The sequence below is a fragment of the Rhizobium centroccidentale genome, from assembly GCF_030182565.1.
Lineage (GTDB): Bacteria > Pseudomonadota > Alphaproteobacteria > Rhizobiales > Rhizobiaceae > Rhizobium.
The window spans coordinates 114,305-120,770 of record NZ_JAQJCG010000026.1 but is presented as its reverse complement, the minus strand read 5'-3'; the positions used below and the strand labels follow the sequence as shown (position 1 = coordinate 120,770).

Genomic DNA, 6,466 nt, shown 5'->3' with positions numbered 1-6,466 from the left:
CTCAGGCAGCCGACGCTATCGTTGCTGCCGAGCCGGAACCGCTCGAATACGTCCGCATCTGCGACGCATATGGCGCTGGCTACTTCTTCATCCCGGGCACCGAGACCTGCCTCAAGATCGGCGGCAAGGTTCGTACCGAAGGCAAGTGGTACGACGCCTACAACCCGGACACTCACTATGGCACTCTCTGGCACACCCGTGCCGAGCTGCAGCTGCAGACGGCAACCGACACCGAATACGGCCCGCTGAAGACCAACACTGAACTGCGTTGGGATTGGAACGATGGCGGCGCTACGGCTACCAACCTGCTGCACGCCAGCATCAGCCTCGGCGGCTTCACCATCGGTAAGGAAGACTCGCAGTTCAACGTCTTCACCGGCTACGCCGGCGACGTCATCAACGACGACGTGATCGCCGATGGCCCCTACGAACTGAACCAGATCACCTACAATTACGACGCAGGCAACGGCTTCACGGCTGTGATCTCGGTTGAAGACAGCAACTCCGGCACGGGCGCGACCGGTGCGAACGGCGAAGACAGCCACAACCACTACGCTCCGGACGTTGTTGCTGGTGCTGGTTACAAGGCTGGCGCATGGTCCTTCAAGGTCGTCGGCGGTTACGACTCGATCGTCGAAGAAGGCGCTATCAAGGCTCGTGTCGATGCCGACTTCGGCGTATTCGACGCATTCTTGATGGGCGGCTGGAACACCGACGGCGACAAGCTGAACAAGTATGCGCCTGGCGATTCGATCGGCCAGAGCTGGGGCGACTGGGCTGTCTGGGGCGGCGTTGGCGTTCCGGTCAACGAAAAGCTGAAGTGGAACCTGCAGCTCGCCTACACCGACAACAAGACCTTCTCGGCAACCACGAACGTCAAGTGGAAGCCCGTCAAGAACCTGCTCATCGAGCCGGAAGTCACCTACACCAACTGGGACTCCATCAATCAGGACCAGTGGGCCGGTATCCTCCGCTTCGAGCGTAGCTTCTAATCTGATCTGAACCAGACCTCCGATCAGAGACGGAAGAAGACCTGGTTTCCCTCCAGGTCTTCTTCTTTAATTCGTTAAAGCCGTGTTCCGGCTGCCATTCCAATCCGCATGACACGCGTCCCAGCATGCGAGAGGAAACGCATGCGTTATCGAGGCGAATTTCCAGACTGGTGGCTTGCGCCACTGCCATGAAGGCGCGCTGGAGGCGAACACTGCTTTCGCGACGCTCCCGTTGCCGCATATTGTCCATCGCGAGATCCAAGAAAGGTCCTCCGACCCTCAATATCCGAAGACGATACCGCCCGACGCGCCGCTGCATGGCCAAGAAACGTTTCGCGCCGCATCCTCTAGGGCGTCTCAAGGTCGAATCCGGTAGTCCAACTCCGTATTCACGGCTGTGTTGACGATCCTCGCAACTGGCGCAACACGAATGTTTCGAGAATCTTTCCCGAAGGAAAGCATCTGTCTGGTTGCCAAAAAACCATAATTGTTCCACCTAGATTATAGATTGAACATTTAACGTTGAGAATCGGGCCAAGACTTGATGCGTACGAAATATGGTTTCTTCTGCCTGTTCCTGGCATTTGCTTCATCAGCATATGCTCTGGAAGCCGGTTCACCGCCAGTTTTGACACCCCTGCCGCAGCAGGCGCAGGCCGCTCATTTGACGGCGCAATTTCTGCAGCGCTTCCACTATAAGCCGGTTCCGCTGGACGACGTCCTCTCCGCCCGGATCATGAATCGCTTCATCAAGTCCCTCGATCCGGACCGTGTCATCTTCCTGCAGAGCGATATCGACAAGTTCATGGCGGGCAGCACCAAGATCGATGACGCCATCAATCAGGAAGACTTGAATATCCCGTTTTCCATTTTCAATGTGTACGAGCAGCGCGTCGTAGACCGCATGACCTATGCGCGCAGCCTGCTCAATCAGAAGCTGGATTTCACCGCCAAGGAAGACTACTCGCTGGTGCGCGACAAGGAGCCTTGGCCGCAAACCGATGCGGAAAGCAACGATCTCTGGCGCAAACGCGTCAAGAACGACTGGCTGCGCCTGAAGCTTGCCGGCAAGGATGATGCCGCCATTCGCGATACGCTCGACAAGCGCTACGAAAACTCCTTGGAGCGCGCCTATAAATACAAGGGCGACGATGTCTTCCAGACGTTCATGGACGCCTATACGACGTCAGTTGACCCGCATACCGACTATTTCGGCGCGACCGCCTCGGCGGAATTCGATATTTCGATGAAGCTCTCCCTGGTCGGCATCGGCGCGGTGCTGCAGGAAAGGGACGACTATACGACGATCCGCGAACTGGTCGCCGGCGGCCCGGCACAACTGTCCGGCAAGCTTGCGGTCGGTGACCGCATCATCGGTGTCGGTCAAGGCGAGAACGGCCCGATAAAGGAAGTCGTCGGCACGCGGCTCGATGAAATCGTGCAGATGATCCGCGGTGCCAAGGGCTCGGTCGTGCGCCTCGACATTTTGCCTGCCGATGCCGGGCCGGATGGCAAGCATCACGTCATCAGCCTCGTCCGTGACAAGATCAGCCTCGACAAACAGGCCGCCAAGCAGACGATCTTGTCGGTGAAAGACGGCAATACGACGCGCAGGATCGGCGTGATCACCCTGCCGGCTTTCTATGAAGATTTCGAAGCGCGGCGCAAGGGCGACAAGGATTACCGCAGCGCCAGCCGCGATGTCGCCAAACTTCTCGGCGAACTGAAACAGGAGAAGGTCGATGGCGTCCTCATCGACCTGCGCAACAATGGCGGCGGCTCGCTGTCGGAAGCGATCGACCTGACGGGGCTCTTCGTCGGCAAGGGTCCTGTCGTCCAGCAGCGCGATGCAGGCGGCGAGGTGGAGGTCGAGAGCGATGACCTTGCCGCCCCGGCCTGGACCGGCCCGGTTGGCGTGCTCATCAATCGCGGCTCGGCATCGGCCTCCGAGATCTTCGCCGCAGCGATCCAGGACTACGGTCGCGGCGTGATTATCGGCGAACCGAGCTTCGGCAAGGGCACGGTGCAAACCGTTGTTAATCTCGATCAGGTGGCCCACAATCAGAAACCGAAATTCGGCGAGCTGAAATTGACCGTCGCTCAATTCTTCCGCGTCAACGGCGGTACGACGCAGTTGCGCGGCGTGACGCCGGATATCAGCCTGCCGGGACTCTCGGACCTCAAGACCTTCGGCGAGTCGAGCTACGACAACGCGCTGCCTTGGACGCAGGTAAAACCCGCGAACTACAAGCCCTGGGGCGATATTCAGGCGCTGCTGCCGCAGCTGCAAAGCCGTCATGACGCGCGAGTGAAGGATGATCCGGAATACCAGCGCTTCGTGGAAGACGTCACCACGCTGAAGGAACAGCGCGACAAGAAGACAATCTCTCTCAACGAAGCCGAGCGTCGCAGTGAGTTGACCGCCCAGGCAAACCGTATCAAGGCGCGTGGGCAGGCCAATGATGGCATCGATACCGGCGAAGACGATGGCCTGCAGGCCAATGAACGCAGCCTGAGTGCCGATATCGCCATCGAAAAGGCCCGCAAGAACGCAAAGGATATCCTGCAGAACGAGGCTGCTTCCATCGTTGCCGACGAGGCGGGCCTGCAGGCCGGTATGTCGAGGGCTGCGGCAAAGTAGTCAAAAGTAGTCACGAAGTTCCATCGTGCTGCTCACGGCCGAGGAATCGACGTCACCGCCGTGACGTCGACCGCCTCATTGGTCGCGGGTTCATAAGACTTGCGGCTAAAGCAAAATGCCAAAATTGTGGATGGCTTTTAGACGCCCTTCCCTCCTATGCCACTGATTTCAAGGCGAATTCGGATTTCAGTTCGAATAGACCTGAATTCATCCGAGTCCTGAGCCTCAGCTACGTTTCAGCTACGCGTTGTAGACAATGTGCGTGCGAATACTTGCGCCCCCAACAAAGTTTCGCACGAGGCGCCGATAAGGCTCTCTGCTCTGCCTCATATCAATGAGGCAGAGCTCCCCCTCACCTAACTCACGCTCAACGAGCCTTGCCTGTGCCATCGAAGGCGTTGGATATCGTCCGTCCGCTATGCTCATCCAATTCATTTTTATTCCACGGCGTGCCACCGCATGTCTTTCTGAGCAGCGGCAACTGCCTCTTCGCAGCGTGCACGAAATTGGCTAAGAGGCCATATGTTTGAGCTTGTTGCGTCCGCCACCGCCAATCAGGAAATCAAGCGAAGCCGGTTCGTTGCGACGGCCGCTCCGATTGCCGATACCGAGGCAGCAAAGGCGTTTGTCGCGCAACACTCTGTCGCGGATGCCAATCACAATTGCTGGGCCTGGCGTATCGGACAGAACTATCGCTTCAGCGATGATGGCGAGCCGAGCGGCACTGCCGGCAAGCCGATCCTTCAGGCTATCGATGGCTTCGAATTGGATATGGTCGCTGTCGTCGTGACCCGCTGGTTTGGCGGCACTCTTTTGGGTGCAGGCGGACTGATCCGCGCCTACGGCGGCACCGCAGCACTATGTCTGCAAGGCGCGGAGAAGAGAGAAACACTCCCAACCGTTACGGCAACGATCGAAGTGCAGTTTTCACATCTTGCTCTCGTAAAAGCGAAGCTTCTCGCCGAGGCAGGCGTGCAGCTTGTGGAGGAGCGCTTCACCGAATCCGGAGCTGTGCTCAGTCTGGCCATAGCTGCGTCGCTCGTCGAGCAGGTCGTTGATAACATCAGGGATCTCACGAGTGGCCGCGCTACGGCAAAACTGGATTGATCGGAGCGCTCAGGGATACGCCGAAGGATGATGCTCTCCTAGCCCCGGCATAGCGGGAGATAGGCAAATCAATCGCTGGAGAACGCAACGCCCTGAGGTCGCCCCTGTACAGAAGCGGCGACCCGCAGCACCGCATAAAACCCAACCCAAAGCGCAATCGACCCAAGCGCAAAGCTGCCGAGGATGATGAACATCGTGCTGTAACCGATCTCCTGCGCCAGCCAGCCGCCGATCGCCGGGCTCAGGGATGCGCCGACCCCCTGCATGGTCATGACGACGCCCTGGCCGACATTGATGCGCCCCGTTCCGTTCAGGATGCGGGCGACGAGCGTCGGCACGGCAACGCTTTGCAAGCCCGCCCCGATGCCATCGAGAACCTGAACGGGATAGACTCCCCAGGACGTGATCAGATGCGCCGCCACGAAGCCGCGGATCGGCAAGGAGACGAACGAGACCAGCAGCACGAGCCATTGCCCTCTCCTTTCCGCCATGTGCATCGCAATCAAAGAAGTGATGATCATCGTGCCCTGCGCCACCACCACCGTCAGCGCGACGAAGCCCGCGGGATCGGCCTGCCCGGCAGAGATGACAGCCAGCCCGAACAATGGCAACATGGCGCCGTTGCCAAGATGAAACAACGCAAGCGCACCGGCCAGGATCAGCAGCGGCTTCGATTCTGCGAGCACCTTGAAGCCGCTCGGTTTCCTGTGTTTGGGAGACCCGGCCTCCCCCTGTGAGCCAACGGCGGCAAGGGTCGCACCACGCGCTTCGTCATCGTCGATCGCATCGGATGGGATCATCAGCACGGAAATGATGGTCAGCACGCCAAAGACGGCTGATAGCCAGAACACGGCGGTCAGCCCGAACATCCAGCCGAGCCATCCTGACAGCCCGGCGCCGGCCAGGTTGCCGGCATGATTGAGTGCCTGATTGTAACCATTCTGCCGATTGAAGCCCGCCTGCCGGACAATGCCAAGCGTAATGCCATTAAGCGCTGGCCCGATCGCGGCGCCGGCAATAGCGGTCGCAACCTGCGATAGCGCCACGACCCAGAAGAGCTGCGACAGCAATATGATCATGGAGGCGAGGACCGTGCAGACGCCAAGCACGATCACGCATGTGCGTTTGTGCGTCGTCTCATCGATGAAGGCTCCGGCAGGGGCCGTCATCACCATCCCGGCAATCCCACCGATCGTCATGACCGAGCCGATCGTTCCGCTTTGCCAGCCATGGGTGACGAGAAAAACCCCGAGGAAGGGTCCGATGCCCGCCTGAACATCGGCCATGAAGAAATTCAGAAATCCTAGAGGGATAAGAGCTCGGGCTTGCTGCTGGTCGGTGGGGGATGAGCGCGACAAATGACAACCACGTGGTTCCTGAAATCGTCAAATGAAAAGCGCTGGACGGAAAAAGGTTCCCTCTTTTAGATGAATGTGGCCCTACGTTCACGGCTCCAACTGCTCCGGCGAAATCGACCTTGCCGTCGGTGTTTGTCCGACATTGAAGCAACCGAGCCATCACGATCTCGATAGCACGCTGCTGTTCGAGGAGAGCTTCGCCTGCCGCGTCGACTCAAAAAAGAGAAGGATTCGGAGGGAAAGCCGAATCCTTCTCGTCTTGATCGGAGGTCAACCGATCGGGGTGGGCAGCCGCATCGGATTGGAACGATGGGCTGCTGCTACCGACACAATGTGTCGGATGGCGGTCGGACTCGGAGTTTGAAAAT

At 58.8% G+C, this 6,466-nt stretch carries 4 protein-coding genes; 3 read left to right on the top strand and 1 reads right to left on the bottom strand.

What is annotated here, in order from left to right:
* The 3 genes from PH562_RS26345 to PH562_RS26335 all read left to right on the top strand — a co-directional run.
* On the top strand, positions 1-992 hold a 992-nt coding region (locus PH562_RS26345; RefSeq protein WP_285176660.1), incomplete at its 5' end, for a porin.
* Positions 993-1,536: 544 nt separating this feature from the next.
* Positions 1,537-3,633, top strand: a complete 2,097-nt coding sequence (locus PH562_RS26340) for a carboxy terminal-processing peptidase (protein ID WP_113229023.1) — start codon at positions 1,537-1,539, stop codon at positions 3,631-3,633.
* A 522-nt stretch (positions 3,634-4,155) separates the two neighbouring features.
* The gene (locus PH562_RS26335; RefSeq protein WP_285176659.1) at positions 4,156-4,740 is read left to right on the top strand and encodes an IMPACT family protein; all 585 of its coding nucleotides are present in this window, start codon (positions 4,156-4,158) and stop codon (positions 4,738-4,740) included.
* Positions 4,741-4,808: 68 nt separating this feature from the next.
* Here PH562_RS26335 and PH562_RS26330 read toward each other — a convergent pair whose 3' ends face one another.
* A complete protein-coding gene (locus PH562_RS26330) occupies positions 4,809-6,098 on the bottom strand; it encodes an MFS transporter (protein ID WP_285176658.1) in 1,290 nt (429 codons plus the stop codon).
* Positions 6,099-6,466 lie beyond the last annotated feature (368 nt).